This window comes from Paenibacillus sp. CMM36 (genome assembly GCF_053570945.1).
The window spans coordinates 290,439-306,163 of the sequence record NZ_JBSEDY010000006.1 but is presented as its reverse complement, the minus strand read 5'-3'; the positions used below and the strand labels follow the sequence as shown (position 1 = coordinate 306,163).

The following is a 15,725-nucleotide window of genomic DNA, read 5'->3' as shown; positions in this document are numbered from 1 at the left end:
TCTTTTTGTTGATATGCTTTATTCTATCTGTTAAAATCCAGAACACGAATGTACATGAGTTCGTGTTAGTTCGTGTCAGAGATGCTCAAACTATTGAAGCCAGGTGATAAGATGGAAGACGAAAAATCTTTGAAAGATTGGCCCCATGATTGGATTAAAAAAATTCGTTCCAGGCCCGCTAGACATAACCTTTCCAAACGAACACGGCAAGTTGACTTGGCAAGGCAAGTTGGCGTCGATCCACGAACCGTTCAACAGTGGGAGAACGGAGATCGTCTTCCCAGCGTTGGCAGCCTCAAACGTTTGATTCAAGTCTTTTTGGAGGAAGGACTCTTCCTGGAGGGAGCCCAGCGGAAAGAGGCTGAGGAGCTTTGGCTTGCAGTAAAACGCTTTTCGGAAGTGCGCTCTGCAACAAAACGGGAGTTTCCGGATTTTGATGTCACTTGGTTTGAAACCGTTGCTTCGTTCGAAGGTTCCGCGCAGGAAGGTCGGGTTGCCACGCAAGCCGTTTCACTTGCAAGGCAAAGTCAGTTACCGAAGCCTCCTTCTCTCTTTATAGGAAGAAACCAATCCATGGCTGACCTGAAAGAACAGCTGAAGTTCCATTCCCTTGTGTCAATCGTAGGACCCGGAGGGATAGGGAAAACATCACTTGCTGTTCGAGTCGCTTCAACGCTTGCTGAAACGTATCCGGACGGTATTTGGATGTTCGAATTCGGCGCCGTAAAGGATCATCATTTTTTGGGCCAGTATCTGTTATCCACTATGGGACTGCAAAATCAAGGGAATCGAACTGATCTCCAAACCATATTAGATGTAATCTCCGAGAAAAGAATGATGTTTATTTTCGACAACTGCGAACACATCATTGATGCATGCGCGGCTTTAGCTGAATCACTCCTGATGGCTGCGCCAACACTAAGCATCATGGTCACGAGCCGAGAAGCCTTGAACATTTCGGGGGAATACGTCTATCGGATTCCCCCGTTATCCTTTCCAGGTGAGGAGTATTCGCTGGAGGTGCTTTCCGAAGAAGAAATCAAGGAATTTGAAGCCGTGCAACTGTTTATGGAACGTGCGCTTTTGGTTGCTCCTAAGCTTCAACCCACGCTGGCAAACTTGCAGCTTGTAGGTGCCATATGCAAAAAATTAGAAGGGATTCCGTTAGCCATTGAGCTTGCGGCTTCCAGAATGAGTATGTTGACATTAGAACAGATGGAAGAACGTCTGGCGAGTCTGCTGACATTATTGACTGCTGGAAAACGAAATGCTGTGCCTCGGCAAAAAACGCTGAAATCTACAATCGATTGGAGCTACGATCTACTAACCGGCAAGGAGCAACTGCTTCTGAGAAGGCTCAGTGTATTTTCGGGAGGGTTTACGTTGGAGGCAGTGGAGCGGATCTGTAGCTGCGAACCCGCATTGCCCACCCGTGATGATAAACTTGCTCGGGAAGATATGCTTGATCTGTTATCCGGACTGGTCAACAAGTCACTCGTCTCAATCGAAACCAGTGATGACTACCGCTATATCCGTTATTTCATGCTGGAAGCCATTAAGGAATATGCTGGCGAGAAGATGCGGGAAGAAACTGACGGCCGTAACAGACATGTTCTTCTTGAACGTCATGCTCAATATTACAGCCAAATTTTGAATCGTGCCGAGGCCAAGTTCAGGACTCGCGAGCGTGATGCCTGCCTTGATGAAGTGAGACGAGAATATGCAAACCTGCGCTCAGCCATGCAATGGTGTTATCAGAATGATGCACATACCAACTCAATTGGATTTCATATGGTTTCAAACCTTTACTGGTTCTGGCTTCATGAAGGCAGATTAAAGGAGGGGATTTTTTGGCTTAATCGTTTTCTGGAAAGTACCGTTCATAAAGAACTGCCTGGTGGAGATTTTGCCAAAGCATTGCATGGGCGGGGCGTCATTCAATTGGTTCAAGGAAACGTTGAAGAAGCCATGGTTTCAGCTGCACGCAGCGCTGAGCTCGCCCGTGATCTGAACCATTCTGCACAATTAGCCTCTTCTCTTCGTCTCATGGCATTTATTTATATCAACCAGCTACTTTTGAAAGATGTCGAGCCTCTCGTTAAGGAGAGCGTTGATATTGCCAGGAAAACGAAGGACATGTGGAATTTGGCGGCTTCGTTGCATGCTTACGGAAAGCTAAAGCTGGAACAAAAGGAGTATCATGAAGCATCCATGCTTCTAAAAGAGAGCGTGTACTTCTTCGAATCGGTTCAGGATAAATGGGAAGTATCCGGTCCGTACGAAAGCCTCGGTTATGCTGCCTTGAAACTTGGGCAGACCGATCAATCCATTGAATGCTTCAAAAAAAGCATTGCGATCAGCCAAATTTACAAAGGGACATGGATTCTCTCTCGCGGAATAGAAGGGTTGGCTATAGCTTTATGGGCAAAGAAGGCTTATCCAGAAGCGGTCATCCTTCTGAGTGCTGCTGAGAAATGTCGCGAAAGCTTCGGAGCTGCTGCCGTTCCGAATTTTCCCGTGGAGCATAATGCAGTGCTTCTTGATCTTCAACATGTTTTAATTGAACAGGAAATACGCGATATTTGGAACAAAGGAAAGAGTCTAACGAAAGACCAGATTCTCGCATATTCTTTAGAAACTTAGGTGTGATAGCCTCCCTGAAAATCTGATCGTCCAAACGATGGACAGCCTCATTGACAACACGAACAAGGTGATAGTACAAAGAAACCGTTCCTTTCGTAAATGGTGGGTCGCACTTCCATTTACCAAGACGGTTTCTTTTTGTTTTACATCTTTGAGAAAAGCGGTCTTCCTGTGGGGTATGCAGTTTATGAACGACCAATAAAAGTCAAAAAATTGGTGTCTGCATTTCAAGATCCCTCTTGACACTCATTTTTTTCTGTAACTATAATGATTACATTAAGAAGGGAGTTAGTAATGATAATATTCAGCGGATTTTCAATAGGACTCGAAAAAGTTCCACTGCTGAATGTTTACCAGACAGTGGAAGTCATGGAGTAGGGGAAGCTCTTTCATATCCACGAACAGCATAGCTAGAATTGCTATTAATAGCATTGTATCCTCAATTATTTTAATCATAACATAGGAGTGGATTTATCATGGCAACTGTATTGTACGTAACCGCGCATCCTTTAAAAGACGGTACATACAGCTTATCAGTCGGCAAACAGTTTATCGAAACCTATCAGGAGGCCAATCCAGGAGATGAGGTCATTCATTTGGACCTGTATCGCATGGATCTTCCGCAAATCGACGCCGATCTTCTAAGACGCTGGGGGCAGCCACCAAGTGGTCTTTCTTTCGATGAACTGAGCGAGGGATCGAAGGTCAAAGCGGTGCGAATGCGCGAGATTGCGGACCAATTCATGACTGCGGATAAAATCGTCATTGTCAATCCGGTATGGAATTATTCTTTCCCGTCGGTTCTGAAAGCGTACATTGACGCGGTTATAGTTCCGGGAAAAACTATTAAGCGAGCCGATAATGGGCTGCGGGGTTTGTCCGGTTTGATTGGGACGCAGCAGGACAAAAAAGTGATGCACATTCAGGCTTCCGGCACGGTCTCTCCCATGGGAAGTTCAAAGATGTAGAGCACAGCCATAGTTATGTAAAAGCTATCATGAATTTACTGGGCATTGACGATGTGCAGGCTATCTTTGTTGAAGGTATCAGTGAGCAGCCGGACCAAGCGCAGAGCATAAAGGAATCAGCAATCCGGCAAGCCATATTGGCAGCCAAAGCGTTTTGATGTGACAGCCTAAAGAAAAAGCGGAAAAATTCCAGGATTTTTTTCTGGTTTTTCTTTCTCTTTTTTGACCATGATGGGGGAATGTATTGTTGTTACACCTGATGTACGTTACCCAAATAAGTTGCATTATTACAATCCTTGATACTTAGGCAATTCCTTTGTTTTGGCGGCCACAATGCGGTCATCATTATGGAGCCGCTATGAGCCATAAGTGGAAATATAATGGTTAAACCCCAGGGACCTTATCCATCTGGAAGAAGCCCTGAGGTTTTTTGTTATTGAGCAGGGAGGTCTTGCCTGTAGTAATACGAAGCGGTCTCAAAATCTTTTTGGTGATAATAAGCTTCAGCTATAAGGATATACAATTCACTCATTTTTTTGTGCGCTTGCTTTTGTTATTGAGTTGGGCTTTTAAATCAGCTTCTTCCTCTGTGATTTCTATACTCTTTATTATGTTTAGAAACTCATTTAACAAATTGCTTTCAAGATATTGTTCCGCCCTTACCAATTGAGCAGGAATGGAGGGAGGAAGAGAAACGGTTTCCGGGGCCTCTTAAAAGTAATAGAGCAATTTAATCGCTCCGCAAGCTTGCTAATGATCTCAAAAGAGGGCATCGCATTTCCTTTCTCAATTTGACTAATCAATATCAGATGATGAATTGACCCGCAGCTGGTTAGCAGCAGGGATAAGCAAGGATTATGACCGGACTCGACCGTAAAATTCGCGAGGAAGGGGCGGAAGATCTAAGTACTGATACTGTAATGAGGGTGACTGTGAAGGCGCCTGTCTCCTTCCAACAATTTGCACAGAGACACGCAGAAATCTGGATGCGGGAATTAGACAGTACTATGACATTTTAGCCAAACTCAAACAGCGTGCACCAAGCTTGGAAAATTCCCTTGGAATCCTCGGCACTTCGCGTAGATATTTGTGTGTCCCAGCTTCCAACTGACAAAACCGAAAATATCTAGTCACGAACACAAGTTGAGAATTGCGCTAACAGAGACACTCGTTGAATAAATCAGTCTAAATCTTCTATAGAATTATTGCTCTAATAGGGGGGATTATGATTAAGCGAAAGGTGGCATCTTATAAAGCTGAAAAGCAAATCCAAGGGTCAATTCAAGTAAAAAAAGGACAGGGTTCACTTCAAACCGCCCTGCCCTTTCTTTATAGATGAGGATAAACGAGTGATAAGTTTATGGTTCGATCAAGGTTTACAGATCGATTCTCCAGTTGCCCATCATCTTGGCGACTTCCGGGTCGCGATACGATAAGAAAAGACTTTCCCGCGTATCGAGGGCCGAGATTTGTTCGATATCATCCGCGCTCAACTCAAAATCGAAAATGTCAAAGTTTTCGACGATCCGCTCTTTTCTCACCGATTTTGGAATTACAACGACTTCACGCTGAACAAGCCAGCGCAATACGACCTGAGCGACGGACTTGTTGTATTTTTCTGCGATCGAGAGCAACACTTCGTTTTTGAACATGTTGTTAAGTCCCTCAGCGAATGGGGCCCACGACTGGTGTTGAACTCCGTGCTCTTTCATAAAAGCTGCGCTCTCTGTTTGCTGGTAGAACGGGTGCGTTTCGATCTGGTTGACGGCGGGTACGATTTCGTTATGAACGATGAGGTCCATCAGGCGGTCGGGTAGGAAGTTGCTGACACCGATCGCCCTAATCTTGCCTTCGCGGTACAGGTCTTCCATCGCACGCCATGCACCGTAGTAATCGCCAAATGGCTGGTGAATAAGGTACAGATCGAGATAGTCGAGTTGAAGCTTCTTCAAGGATTTGGCAAATGCGTGCTTGGTACTCTCGTAGCCGGCATCCTGAACCCAGAGCTTGGTCGTGATGAACAGCTGCTCACGCGGTACGCCGCTGCGGTTAATCGCACGACCGACCGCTTCCTCATTCAAATAACCGGAGGCGGTGTCGATCAGGCGGTAACCAGCCATCAGCGCTTCATATACAGCGTTCTCGCATTCTTCAGCATCTGGAACTTGGTAGACACCAAAGCCGATGATCGGCATTTTCACACCATTGTTTAATGTTACGGTTTGCATTGTATTTCCTCCCATTGTCCAAATGTAAAACGCAAACGGCCGCAAAACTCGGAAATCGGGCACCTCAGTGGGCTTCCGCTTACGGTCGACTTGCATTACAATAAGCCTAACGCCTTCGTGTTACACGAAGTCAAGCCATCTTCAAAAATTTTTATTTTTCCAAGGAGGATTCCACATGCATACAGTCAAAGAAGCTGCCCAGATAACGGGACTCACCGAGCACGCTGTACGCTTTTACACGGATAAAGGCCTGGTACCAAGCGTACAGCGCAATCAAAACAACATTCGGATGTTCGACGAAGAATCGATCAACTGGTTGCATGGCGTCAAATGTCTCAAGCAATCCGGGATGCCGATTGAAGTCATTAAAATGTACGTCGATTTCTGTCTCGAAGGGGATTCGACCATTCCGCAACGCTACACACTCATGATGGAGCATAAGGAAGCGGCGCTCATTAAGCTCGAAGAAGCCAAACAGCACGTTGCCCATTTGGAACAAAAAACGGCTCTATATCAGGCCATTCTGGAGCACCGCTCTCCAGACACGACCAATCCTGGCAACTGGGATAAAATTCAGCATATGCATAGTGACGTTTTTTACTCGCCCTCTGTTCGGAAGGCTAGAGATCTACGTGAGACACAACCACTCGAAGAAAATCCTCTGTTTTAAATTTCTGGTTGGCTTAGGATGAACAAGATTCAGAACAGTCTAGATTGGACTAACGAGAGACGATAACTTAATCATAACGAGAAGGCAGCAGGCCAAATGGACCCATTGCCTTCGTTCAAATCCTCTGTTTTTACACCAAATAACAGCACTGAACGCATCGTAAAAGATCATAAAATGGTAACGTTGTTTCAAACATGAGTCGAACCGTCTGGGTAACTTAGTTCTCGGACTGATCTTCCCAATGTATGTATTTACCTTTTTGCGGGATCAGTCGATCAGCTAACGCACTTTCAGGAAAGCTTTCTATGCATCGTATGTACACATGATTTAAAAGGAGGCAGCACCCCACGCCAGCGGTAGAATTGACTACTACAGAGATTAGAATGTAAAGAAACGTAAGTCTGAAATAACAAGGGGCAGACTGAAAGATTTAATGGAACTGCGTCCAAGACTTAAACAGGCACAGTATGCAAAAATACTTGGGCTAAGCCAATTCAGTGTCTCACATCATATGCGAAAATTCAGAGAAGATTCAACTTGTGAATAGCTCACTTAACTACGTAATTGACCATTGCCCAATTATAATATACTATTGGTTAAAAATGTAATCAGGAGGCAGCTATATGTTTAACTCGGCAGTTTTAGAATCAATAAGTGACATAAACCTTTTGTATGAAATGCTGCAAGCAGAGTTTTCACTAGATGGTTGGGATGCTATGGTACATATTGCGGATAAACTCCACCACTCAATCAACGCATTCTATGAAGAAGACCAACTTAGACAAGCAAAAGGGCAGCCGAGAATTGATACTAAAAGACTTAAACGAAGTGTTGCTTTTTATTTTGGATATTCTATGGTGGCGAAAGGTATCGCATTGCAAAAGATGGGCGATTACTCAGCAGCCAGGGATTGTATTGAAAAGTACTCTGAATTGGGATGGATATCTGGATTGGACGATGAGGGGAAGGAGGATGTAGCACATTTCAGGATGATTGCAAATGCCAATACATATGTTTTGAATTTGCTGGAAGGTAATATGGAGACGCTTCCTGAATATGTGCAATTTATACACAATGCCGAGGAAGAAGAGTTGTTGCCGGGGATTATTACGATACTGGAGTCAGCTTTAAAACATAACTGTAACGTTGATTGGGCATTAAAAGAATTTGAGCCTAATTTGGACGCTCTGGATGGAGAGTACGAAACGGAAGCCAATATTCGTTATTATATAGATCATTTATATCTTATGTCCCTTTACCACTTTACTAATGGTAATATTTACAATGCATTAAATATATCCCTCAAGGGATTGCGAATGTCTGATAAACTTAAGGATGATACTGGATATAAAAAAATCAATGCATTATTTGTTTCATTTAGTGTTCATGCAACTAAAGAACAGCTGAATGAATATAATGTATTGAACAAAACTATCCTAGAAAGGGTGTTAAAAGATGAAAAAGGCATTAGGTATGATGGCAGTAGTATTGTTTCTGTTAGGTAACGTAATCATCCCTACTGGTGCAGCAACGATCCAACCTAACAATCACGGCATGAATAGCTTCCAACAACTTAATAATCATGGCATGAATAGCTAGGTTCGTATATTTGAAACCCCTTCTACAAAGAAGGGGTTTTTATTTGGTAGAATAGTTCCAAAGAATCATAACAATCTTCTAGAAATCTACTGATTTTTCTGAAGGATATCCACTCAATTCACAGAACACTATCATTGAGGAGAGGCGTGTCGAGGCAGGGGGTGCTTCGTGCCCTCATAAAGCCATTTCAGCAGCACAAAGACTTAATGTCTCGGCCGTCAATTCAAATATATCGGTTACATTGGGCGTTTTACATTGCAATAAAAACGATGGAGGGCGCTCAACGTGATAACACTGACTAGTAATCGTTACTGATAATATTCCCTCCATTCCTATTCCAGTCATAGGTTCAATATCAATTAACCCCATGCATACTAAATAATGAAAAGTTAAGTGTCGTTCAGTATTTAGTTCTAGCGGACCTGACAAAAGGCATTGTCAAACAGTTTTCTGGGAAATTTTAAGCGATCGTTATAGACGCTCCAAAGCAGATTAGCTTTTTATAATCACCCGAAAAGGTGGCTATGGAAAGCTTTTTTACCGGTTTAATGAATCATTAATACAATGATGGATGTAGTCGGTACGACGTACATACACAAATTTCGTTAGAGCGACGAGCATAGGTTTTGCTGAAATACAATAGTTCTTTGTACAATAAAGTTGTTTTCTAATGTCTAACAATTTCTTAATCCTGATGTCATTGGACTGTCCAATTAAGTGCAGCCTAAAAAAATTCGAAGAAAATCTCCCGAGCATGATACAAAAAAGGAAGAAGGTTCGTCTTCCTAATAGCTGCAGCTTAAAAGGAGGCAATTATAAAATGAGTATTCCGGAATCCTCACCATTCCGCAACATATTTTATGAGCATTATCCAACCGTACGCAGAAAACTGGCTGCGCTTGTGCGAGATGAAGCAGCAGCCGACGATCTGGCGCAGGAAGTATTTCTGAGGCTGTACAGAAATCCGCCGGACAACCCGGCAACCCTGGGGGCATGGCTACACCGGGTACTGACAAGAATCGGATACGATTATTTAGAGAAGAGAGCAAGAGAGAGAAAGCTGCAGAATAAGCAGGAGATAATGTATGAAGGGGAAGTCGCTTCTGAATCCGGCGAAGAGGCGCTGATGCGTCGATTGGATCAGGAAGAGGTTCAGGCTTGGCTGGACAGACTGCCCGAACGAGACCGCCAAGCGCTGCTTCTGCGCTACTCCGGCTACAGCTATGCGGAGATCGCGGAAGAGCTTAATGTCAGGTCGCCGCTAATAGGCAGTCTGCTCCAAAGAGCGACACGCAAGCTGCAGGCCACATCCAGCAAGGCTATAGCAAGGCAGGACTAATCAAATATTCGGAAAGGATTGAAATGATATGACAACTAAATTGCAGCATTCAGAAGCTGACAAAAGTACACATGAAGCCTGGGAGAGGTTGCTACAGAAGCTGGCCATGGAGCCGGTAAACGCCAAGTGGGAGACCGGGGACGCAAATAACAAAGAGGACGTTCTGAGGCTTGCCGATACCCTTAGGCCGCCAGCGGACTCAGCTGCAATTCAGGATTCGGAATCCAGTTTGAAAGTTGATGCTCCGGCTCCGGTTGCTTCTTTCCGCCGGCGGGCAGGCAAGGGCCGAAAGTGGGCCGCAGCGGTGGCGGCAGCCGTTATCTTTGGCGTCGTACTTACAACCCCTGTGGGAAATAACGCGCTGGCGGCATTTTTAAATCAATTCCGGGTGCAGGATATCGCTACAGTTGACGAAAGCACGCTCGAAGGTATGTTTAATCAACTGGTTCCGGGAAAATCGGCCGACATAGAAAACACCTTTGGCCAGTTTACATCGGAAAGCGGAAACGTACAGGGTGATTTTACGCGTGAACAAGCCGTCTCTAAGCTCGGATATCAGCTTCTTCCAGTAAATGTGGCCGGAACGAAGGAAAGTGTGTACGTTACTCCTTCACAAAAAATTACAATGATGCTGAATGTGGATGAGCTCAATAAAGCTATGCAGCGTGTAGGGGCAACGAAGCTGCTGCCGGAGTCGATGGACAATAAAGAAATAGCGTTTAGTACACATGAAAGCGTAAATTACGATTTGGGTACCGATCAGGACCACTGGGCAACTCTGACACAGATGCAGGCTCCAGAAATTACGGTAGATCCGTCCGTTGATACAGAAAAAGCGGTGGATGCCGTTCTTCAGCTTCCGATTCTGCCTTCCGATCTGAAAGAGAAGGTAAAGCGCAGCCGCATTCTGGCAGGTTCCATTCCTATGCCATATGTGGTTAATAAAAGTGCTGAAACTTCTGAGATTACCATTGGAGGAACCAAGGTTCTGGTTACAAACATGAAGTACAGATCAATGACGAATCGTACCGCTATCTGGATCAAAGACGGACAGGTCTTTTCCTTTGAAGGTGGGAGCGCCTATGAGTCAGAGTTTGATTTCATGAACAAGCTTAAGGAGCTGGTTGAGGCATGAGTAAGCCGACAATCGACGCTAAAGGATTAACCAAGGAATACAGCAACGGGCGCGGCTGCCGCAACGTGACCATCACCGTAGGGAAAGGGGAAGCCTTTGGCTTCCTCGGCCCCAATGGAGCCGGGAAAAGCACATTTGTGAAAATGCTGGTCGGGCTCATCCATCCGACGGCCGGAGGAGCAACCCTGATGGGTGCACCCATCGGAACGCTCGAAGCGAAACGGCAAATCGGGTATCTCCCCGAGCTGTACCGGTATCAGGAATGGCTTACCGGTGATGAGGTCGTCCGGTTGCATGGGCGATTATGCGGTTTGGACAAGCAGGTGATCGACAAGAGAGTTCCTGAGCTATTGCACATGGTAGGTGTGGGTCAACGGGGGAAGGACCGTGTTAAGCATTATTCCAAAGGCATGCAGCAGCGGCTTGGACTGGCTTGCGCGCTGGTGAATGATCCGGCCGTGATTTTTCTTGACGAGCCTTCTTCCGCCATGGATCCGGTTGGACGAATGCATGTACGTAATATACTTGAGGAACTGAAGCAGCAGGGGAAAACGATTTTCTTAAACTCCCATCTGCTTGAGGATGTGGAAGTATTATGCGACAGAATGGCACTCTTGAATAACGGACAGGTTCTCCGCCATGGGCGGGTAGCCGAAATGCTCCAGAAGCGAGTCTGCTGGCGTTTTAAAGTCGGCGGATTTTCGCCTTTTTTGCTGTCCTGGCTTATGGATACGACAGAGCTCAGCTTTCGAGTAATAACAGATGGAAAAGCCGAAGGCGGATTTACAGGAGAGAGGGGCATAGATGATACCGTCTGGCTTGAAGCGGAACTGGAGAGCGAAGAACAGGCAGGCTGGATCAATACGTTGCTGATCGGACAGGGGATGACGTTATATGAAGTCACCAAAGTTCGAGAACGGCTTGAAGAGTGGTTCATGAAGGCTGTTGCAGGGCTGAATCATAGGGGGGAACAGGAATGAGGATTATTTGGACCATGACCTGGAAGGAGCTACTGCGCAAACGGGTCCTCCTGCTGACACTTTTATTAACTGTTGTATTCCTGCTGGGATTTTGGTTTATTGCCGGCGCCATCGCAGGAGATTCTACCTCTAGGGTGATCACAGGCGGTACGAATAATGAAACTATGATCCAGGAATTTACGCTCGGGATGTTCATTTTGATGCTCGGTTTTTTCTTCGCAAGTTTTGTACTCGCCTTTTTAGCGATTTTTAGCTCATTTTCCACGATTGCGGGTGAGGCGGAGCAGGGGGTCATGCAGGCGATGCTGCCACGGCCGATTCCGAGGTGGAAATGGTATACGGGCCGCTGGCTGGGCTATGTTTCGCTTGGTGTAATCTATGCCTTGGTATTGTACAGCCTGATTTTGTGGATCACCGATGTGCATGCTTCGATCCCGCGTGATCCGGTAGTGCTGGTGCAGTCTTTTTTGCTATTTGCTTCAGTCGTTCCCTTGCTTGTAACCGTGTCCATGTTCGGATCCGGCTATTTGTCATCGGTTGCGAATGGTGTCGTCATGACGATGCTTTATGGGGCTGGTTGGCTCGGTGGCATGGTTGGAAAAATCATCGGCTCTGTGGGTCTGGAGCCAGGTCCCATGCAGACCCTGAACAATATAACGGGTGTCCTGTCCCTGATCATGCCTGCCGATGGACTGCAGCGTAAAATGCAGGCAGTGTTGTTCAGCTTTGAGAATATTAATGGACTCATCCCGGTAAGCACAAGTGGACCGTTTGGTATCGGCGAGATTCCTTCAACAGCCTTTTTGATATACGCGGCATTTTACACGGCTGTGCTCTTTGGACTCGGGTTGCGCAGCTTTGTCCGCAAGGATTTATAGGTTCTACTTTGAAGTTTCAGACTTCAGCAGCCATTCAAAAAAATTGTTTTAAAAGACCTTCTGAGAATAAAAAAGGTGGTCTAAAAAGACCGCCAAATTGCTTGCTTTATTCCAATAAATGAATCTATGAGTCTGTTTATCTATTTCGATCGTTCATTAGTTTCAGCCTCGTCTTTACGCCATAATCACGCTTAAAGCGATCAAAAAGGGCGCTAAGGTCTCCAAGTCTATAGAAGGTGATAACGACATTATTGCAACCATATCTACACAGCGATAATAATATTTTAATTGGGGCAGAACAAGATGGACTGCTGCTAGTTACTATTCTGACAATATGCATCTTAATTACAGTTTGATGTTACCCGTTAGAGAGCATCGGGTACAAGCTCAAACTTTAATCATTTGATGTTGACCTCTATGGATAATATTTCTATTTTCAAAAGACGTTTTAGGATAACCTAGAGCGTTTTTTTATTTTGAAAATCACCTGGGTATATGCCCATTTCTGCAAACGATGCTTATCTTTCCAGCGTAACAATCAATAGAAACCTACTATTTTGATTAACCATGTCAAGTTGGAGTTTTTCATCCTGTACAATAGAAAAAGACAGTGGTTTAGAATTTCTATTTGGCCAAAAGTATTCAAATATGACAGGCGAAGAACTGGTCATGGACGTGGAAAAACTATTAATCGCTTGAGCTTCATAAAATACAAATGCAATTGCTCTACATAAAAAGTTGACCTGATTTTTGCCCGCCAGCTACAGCATCTTCCGAAAATATTTTTCCACATCGTAGCCGATCATGGCAAGCATCCTTCCATCACAGGTTGCAAGTGAGCCGTCATTTGTTATCTCCCCAAATCAAATGTTTGAAAGGTCAGAAGTTTGTCAAAAATGGATATTATATCCTATATTTGCAATTCGAATAATCTTCAAAGGGGAGCTATACATGGTAAAAAAAATTCAGTTGCCATTGCAAACCTTAAGTCTGGTTGTCTCCTTTATGGTCTGGGTCTTGATCTCTTCCCTGATTTCTTACATAAGTCAGGATATTCCGCTGACGCTCGGACAAAGAGCGTGGTCCACCGCGATCCCGGTAATCTTGGGCTCTTTGCTGCGAATTCCGGCGGGGATTCTGACCAACCGCTTCGGGGCAAGGCTGATGAATACAGTCAGTTTCTTTATTCTGCTTGTTCCTGTCTACTATTTGAGCCAGGCCAATACTTTTCTGGATTTGGCGGTCGGGGGCTTCTTTCTTGGGATAGGTGGAGCCACGTTCTCGGTCGGTGTGACTTCACTGCCCAAATATTATCCCAAAGAAAAGCAGGGCACCATCAACGGGATATACGGGATCGGGAATCTGGGTACGGCCATCTCTACCTTTGGTGCACCGTGGGTGGCTGATGCGATCGGCTGGTCAAGAGCCCTTCAGTTTTTTTTGATTTTGCTCGCCCTTTTCGCTCTACTGAATCTGTTTTTAGGGGATAAGCACGAAGAGCGCGTACGAAGGTCCTGGAAGAATCAACTCAAGCAGGTTTATCGCAACGAAAAGTTGTGGTTTTTCAGCATATTTTACTTCATCACCTTCGGCTCCTTCGTAGCTTTTACAATCTATCTCCCCGGTTTTCTGGTCAGCTATTTTGAATTAAGCAAGGTGGATGCCGGACTCAGGACGGCGGGTTTTATCGCCTTGGCTACCTTTCTCCGTCCAGTAGGCGGGATACTGTCCGACAAGTTCAATCCTTTTGTAGTTCTTATGTTCGTGTTTGCCGGCCTAACCTTGTCAGGAGTTTTACTCTCTTTCGGATTGACCATGCCTCTTTTTACGTTGGGTTGTTTGATGGTAGCCGTGTGCGCCGGTATCGGGAACGGCGCGGTGTTCAAGCTGGTCCCGCTATACTTTTCAAAGCAAGGGGGCATCGCCAGCGGGATCGTCTCTGCCGCGGGCGGTCTGGGCGGTTTTTTTCCTCCACTGCTGCTTACCCTGCTGTTTGGGTGGACAGGCCACTACGCAATCGGCTTTATGGCCTTGTCCGAGGCCTCGCTGGCCAGCCTGATACTTGTTCTGTGGGTATTTTTCAGCAACAAGCTGGAGTTTGCGTCGGATATTATCAAGTCCACAGCCGATGCCGTGATGGTCACTGATGCCAAGGGCGTGATCCATACCGTAAACGCCGCCTTTACCGAGGTCACCGGATATCCCAAAGAAGCGGTGATTGGAAAAACTCCCAATATACTCAACTCCGGCTTCCAAGATCGCTCTTTCTATAATGCCTTTTGGGTCACTTTGCTGACCACCGGAAAATGGCAGGGAAAGATCGTCAATCGCAAGGCAAGCGGGGAGGTTTTTCGAGAGTGGCTCTCGGTAACGGCAATTACGAACGAGCAGAATGTCACTCATTATGTGGCTATATTCAGCGACCTTTCGCAGGCTGACTCCGTAATCGAGGAAGGTGAAGGCGGCGGGCTAGCGCAAAATCATTTCTCAAAAAAAGCAACAGGAAAGGAGGCGGGGGATTCATGTCAGGACCCGCATTGAGACATGTGGACAGTCATTCGATGATTCATGAGGCGGCCTTAGGCGAAGCAAGAGAACTTACCGAGCTGTTGGACAGAAGTATAAAAAAAGGTGAATTGGACAAAGCGGAGGAAATTGCCTACATCACGGTGGAGCATTGGGAGGGGCGTACGCTCCAGCACGCAGCCAGCGAAGAGGAAGGATTATATGTAGAAGCTGTGGGCATCAAGTCGGAGTTGAAGAACGTCATTATTTCCCTGACTCGCGATCATCAATTAATGCGAGAAATTGTCGCTGAGATTAAGGAACTGCTGGCGCAGAGCAAGGTGGGTGGCGAGCTTCTTGCTCGTTTTCAGGCTTTGATTATCGTTGATGAACTGCATAACCGGGATGAAATGAACATGCTGGAAAAAGAAGTGGAGGGACTGCTCCATGAAAAATGAGACCTATACACTGGCGGCGATGCTTCCCGACAAACCACTTCAATCTGTGGAGCCGAGACTGTATCGGCTACTGGTACAAGAGCTCGAGATGCTCCACCTTCATCCTTATGATGTGAAGGCGGGTGGCCGGACCGATGATCACGGCATCACCGTCTACCTCCGATTTGGCGAGGAATTGGGGCAGGTCACCAGCAGGAAATTTTCCTGGGCATTGGTGGAAGACGGCGATGAAGAGGTCTTGACCTTTTTTAAACAGTCGGCGGAAAAGATTAAGAAATCGATGATTGCCGATTATTTTAAAATGATGAAATTCTAACAAAGG

At 45.6% G+C, this 15,725-nt stretch carries 13 protein-coding genes and 1 pseudogene; 12 read left to right on the top strand and 2 right to left on the bottom strand.

What is annotated here, in order from left to right:
• The first annotated feature begins 111 nt into the window (after nt 1-111).
• Nucleotides 112-2,643, top strand: coding sequence for an NB-ARC domain-containing protein (locus tag ACWA2B_RS15095; protein WP_340932217.1), 2,532 nt, complete (start codon nt 112-114; stop codon nt 2,641-2,643).
• Nucleotides 2,644-3,119: 476 nt separating this feature from the next.
• Nucleotides 3,120-3,769, top strand: a pseudogene (locus tag ACWA2B_RS15090) (FMN-dependent NADH-azoreductase).
• Between the two features lie 501 nt (nt 3,770-4,270).
• On the opposite strand, the gene ACWA2B_RS15085 reads toward ACWA2B_RS15090, so the two are convergent.
• On the bottom strand, nt 4,271-4,414 hold the full coding sequence (locus ACWA2B_RS15085) for a helix-turn-helix domain-containing protein (protein ID WP_412178872.1): 144 nt from the start codon (nt 4,412-4,414) through the stop codon (nt 4,271-4,273).
• A gap of 54 nt (nt 4,415-4,468) precedes the next feature.
• Between ACWA2B_RS15085 and ACWA2B_RS15080 the strand changes: the two genes are divergently transcribed.
• A complete protein-coding gene (locus ACWA2B_RS15080; protein WP_430025841.1) occupies nt 4,469-4,630 on the top strand; it encodes a hypothetical protein in 162 nt (53 codons plus the stop codon).
• Between the two features lie 357 nt (nt 4,631-4,987).
• On the opposite strand, the gene ACWA2B_RS15075 is transcribed toward ACWA2B_RS15080, so the two are convergent.
• Nucleotides 4,988-5,839 (bottom strand): aldo/keto reductase, encoded by an 852-nt coding sequence (locus tag ACWA2B_RS15075; RefSeq protein WP_029515308.1) that lies wholly within the window; start codon nt 5,837-5,839, stop codon nt 4,988-4,990.
• 175 nt (nt 5,840-6,014) lie between these two features.
• Here ACWA2B_RS15075 and ACWA2B_RS15070 point away from each other — a divergent pair, with 175 nt between their 5' ends.
• The 9 genes from ACWA2B_RS15070 (at nt 6,015) to ACWA2B_RS15030 (ending at nt 15,719) form a co-directional block, all read left to right on the top strand.
• Entirely contained in the window at nt 6,015-6,509 is a 495-nt protein-coding gene (locus ACWA2B_RS15070; RefSeq protein ID WP_029515307.1) for a MerR family transcriptional regulator, read from the top strand.
• Nucleotides 6,510-7,132: 623 nt separating this feature from the next.
• On the top strand, nt 7,133-8,014 hold the full coding sequence (locus ACWA2B_RS15065) for a hypothetical protein (RefSeq protein ID WP_029515306.1): 882 nt from the start codon (nt 7,133-7,135) through the stop codon (nt 8,012-8,014).
• Between the two features lie 914 nt (nt 8,015-8,928).
• Nucleotides 8,929-9,447, top strand: coding sequence for a sigma-70 family RNA polymerase sigma factor (locus ACWA2B_RS15060; protein WP_029515305.1), 519 nt, complete (start codon nt 8,929-8,931; stop codon nt 9,445-9,447).
• 28 nt (nt 9,448-9,475) lie between these two features.
• Entirely contained in the window at nt 9,476-10,582 is a 1,107-nt protein-coding gene (locus ACWA2B_RS15055; RefSeq protein WP_241113509.1) for a hypothetical protein, read from the top strand.
• Nucleotides 10,579-11,562 (top strand): ABC transporter ATP-binding protein, encoded by a 984-nt coding sequence (locus tag ACWA2B_RS15050; RefSeq protein WP_029515303.1) that lies wholly within the window; start codon nt 10,579-10,581, stop codon nt 11,560-11,562. The genes ACWA2B_RS15055 and ACWA2B_RS15050 overlap by 4 nt, the downstream gene beginning before the upstream one ends.
• Nucleotides 11,559-12,440 carry an ABC transporter permease subunit gene (locus ACWA2B_RS15045; protein WP_209950302.1) on the top strand — a complete coding sequence of 294 codons (882 nt, stop codon included), beginning with the start codon at nt 11,559-11,561 and terminating at the stop codon, nt 12,438-12,440. Before ACWA2B_RS15050 ends, ACWA2B_RS15045 begins: the two co-directional genes overlap by 4 nt.
• 951 nt (nt 12,441-13,391) lie before the next feature.
• Nucleotides 13,392-14,981: a nitrate/nitrite transporter gene (locus ACWA2B_RS15040; RefSeq protein WP_029515300.1), complete on the top strand. Its 1,590-nt coding sequence runs from the start codon at nt 13,392-13,394 to the stop codon at nt 14,979-14,981.
• Complete coding sequence (locus ACWA2B_RS15035) at nt 14,963-15,403, top strand: hypothetical protein (RefSeq protein ID WP_029515298.1); 441 nt, start codon at nt 14,963-14,965, stop codon at nt 15,401-15,403. The genes ACWA2B_RS15040 and ACWA2B_RS15035 overlap by 19 nt, the downstream gene beginning before the upstream one ends.
• Nucleotides 15,393-15,719, top strand: coding sequence for a hypothetical protein (locus ACWA2B_RS15030; protein WP_039274876.1), 327 nt, complete (start codon nt 15,393-15,395; stop codon nt 15,717-15,719). Before ACWA2B_RS15035 ends, ACWA2B_RS15030 begins: the two co-directional genes overlap by 11 nt.
• Nucleotides 15,720-15,725: the final 6 nt, after the last annotated feature.

Bases quoted from the DNA above. Each gene is read 5' to 3' on its own strand.
- ACWA2B_RS15095 (WP_340932217.1), top strand. From the start codon at position 112: ATGGAAGACGAAAAATCTTTGAAAGATTGGCCCCATGATTGGATTAAA.
- ACWA2B_RS15080 (WP_430025841.1), top strand. From the start codon at position 4,469: ATGACCGGACTCGACCGTAAAATTCGCGAGGAAGGGGCGGAAGATCTA.
- ACWA2B_RS15075 (WP_029515308.1), bottom strand. From the start codon at position 5,839: ATGCAAACCGTAACATTAAACAATGGTGTGAAAATGCCGATCATCGGC.
- ACWA2B_RS15070 (WP_029515307.1), top strand. From the start codon at position 6,015: ATGCATACAGTCAAAGAAGCTGCCCAGATAACGGGACTCACCGAGCAC.
- ACWA2B_RS15065 (WP_029515306.1), top strand. From the start codon at position 7,133: ATGTTTAACTCGGCAGTTTTAGAATCAATAAGTGACATAAACCTTTTG.
- ACWA2B_RS15060 (WP_029515305.1), top strand. From the start codon at position 8,929: ATGAGTATTCCGGAATCCTCACCATTCCGCAACATATTTTATGAGCAT.
- ACWA2B_RS15055 (WP_241113509.1), top strand. From the start codon at position 9,476: ATGACAACTAAATTGCAGCATTCAGAAGCTGACAAAAGTACACATGAA.
- ACWA2B_RS15050 (WP_029515303.1), top strand. From the start codon at position 10,579: ATGAGTAAGCCGACAATCGACGCTAAAGGATTAACCAAGGAATACAGC.
- ACWA2B_RS15045 (WP_209950302.1), top strand. From the start codon at position 11,559: ATGAGGATTATTTGGACCATGACCTGGAAGGAGCTACTGCGCAAACGG.
- ACWA2B_RS15040 (WP_029515300.1), top strand. From the start codon at position 13,392: ATGGTAAAAAAAATTCAGTTGCCATTGCAAACCTTAAGTCTGGTTGTC.
- ACWA2B_RS15035 (WP_029515298.1), top strand. From the start codon at position 14,963: ATGTCAGGACCCGCATTGAGACATGTGGACAGTCATTCGATGATTCAT.
- ACWA2B_RS15030 (WP_039274876.1), top strand. From the start codon at position 15,393: ATGAAAAATGAGACCTATACACTGGCGGCGATGCTTCCCGACAAACCA.